This window comes from Oribacterium sp., assembly GCF_057249185.1.
On record NZ_DBHIGR010000263.1, the window covers coordinates 1 to 1,669 of the forward strand.

A 1,669-nucleotide genomic window follows, 5' to 3' on the forward strand; every position below is an offset into this window, starting at 1 on the left:
TAGCGGACTTTAAGAGACGGGCGATACGAAGCATATTCTTCTGATCCATCCCGCTGGTGGGTTCATCAAAGAAGAAAAGCTTTGCCTCCTGATAGAGGGTTGCGGCAAGAGCCAGTCGTTGCTTCTGCCCGCCGGAAAGGCTCATGGGATGGCGGTCTTTTAACGCGGAAAGTCCCAGCGCGCTGAGGAGTTCTTCTTTTGTCGCATGATGTGGCTTTGTCTTCTTTTGTTCGTTTTCTTGCCCGTCTATGATCCCCTCGTTTCTCTCTTTCAGACTTCGTTTTTGTCTTGCCTTTCCCAATTCCATCTCTTCTTCCACGGAGTCTCCGAACAATTGCTGATTCACGTCCTGCATAACCATCGCGGAAAGGGCAAGACGCTGTCTTTTTGTTAGCTCTTTTCCAAACAGGGAGAAATGACTTCCTCTTTCATTCTCCAAGCCGCTGAGTTTACGAAGAAAGGTGGATTTGCCAATTCCGTTTTCTCCCACTATACCGTAAATTTTTCCAAAGGAAAAAGAGCTAAGGCGCTCTTCCTTTTGATACCTTAGTGCTCCTTCATTTTTCCATTCCGGAAGAGAAAGGCTTGGTTTGTTTCTGGCACGAAGCCCCATGGCTTTGATGCTTTCCTCCGGAAGAGCCAGAAAATCCTCCCGGGAAAATAACTTGCTGAGTCTTCCCTTTTCTAAAAAGGCCACCCGGTCAACGAAGTCCATCAGATAGTAAAGGCGATGCTCAGCCACAAGAATCGTAATTCCCTTTTCCTTTAGGGTGTGGAGCATGGTTTTTAGAACGGCAATGGAGCCTTCATCCAGGTTGGAAGAGGGCTCGTCCAGAACAAGGAAGGGACAGCCGGAGAGGTAGGCGGAAGCAAGGGCAAGAATCTGCTTTTCTCCTCCGGATAAGGCGAAGATATTTCGCCCAAGCAGTTTTTCAATGGGGAAAATAGAGAGAAGATCTTCCATTCGCCTGTCCATTTCCGCTCGGTTCAGTCCCATATTTTCCATGGTAAAGAGCAATTCTCTTGTGGTGTTGATGTTAAAAAAATGGGTTTTCGGATTTTGAAAAACGGTGGCAATCCGTAGGGCGATTTTGTAAATGGGAAGGGAAGACAAGTCTTCTCCCTGAAAAAGGACTTTCCCCCTGCTTTTTCCGTTGTAGTACTGATAAGCCAGACCGTTTACGGCATGAATCAGGGAGGATTTCCCGCTGCCGCTTTCTCCCGTAAGAAGGAGACACTCCCCCTCTTTCATCGAGAGGGTTATGTCCTGTAGCACCGGGGCATTCTCCCCGTAGGATAAAGAAAAATCTTCGAAAGAAAGCATAAAAACTCCTTTTTTGCCGTCAATAGTGTAGTCACCGAATTCCCAAATAGCTTAGCCCCAGTATCAGCAGGATTGAAAATAGAAAAACAGCGTCCACGATTTGCAGACGAACCGTATTGTAGCGCGTCTTTTTGACGGGATTCTCGATGCATTTGCACTCCGCCGCCTTCGCGATATCCTCCGCGATATTCGCGGAAATGATGAGGAGCGGAATGGAAACATAGAGCAGATTCTGCATCGGATTCCAGGTTTGAATCCCCCGAATCTTCATGGCTCGTTCAATGGCTTTTTTCTCTTCCGTGAAGGCGGGAAAAAACCGGAACATCACGGCTATAGGGATGGAAA

At 47.5% G+C, this 1,669-nt stretch carries 2 protein-coding genes; both read right to left on the minus strand.

Features of this window, described 5'->3' with window-relative positions:
• Positions 1-1,324 (minus strand): ABC transporter ATP-binding protein (locus ACO4PX_RS10225; RefSeq protein WP_485572609.1); only part of this gene is annotated, 1,324 nt, incomplete at its 3' end.
• A 31-nt stretch (positions 1,325-1,355) separates the two neighbouring features.
• A partial coding sequence (locus ACO4PX_RS10230) for an energy-coupling factor transporter transmembrane component T family protein (RefSeq protein ID WP_485572611.1) occupies positions 1,356-1,669 on the minus strand: 314 nt, incomplete at its 5' end.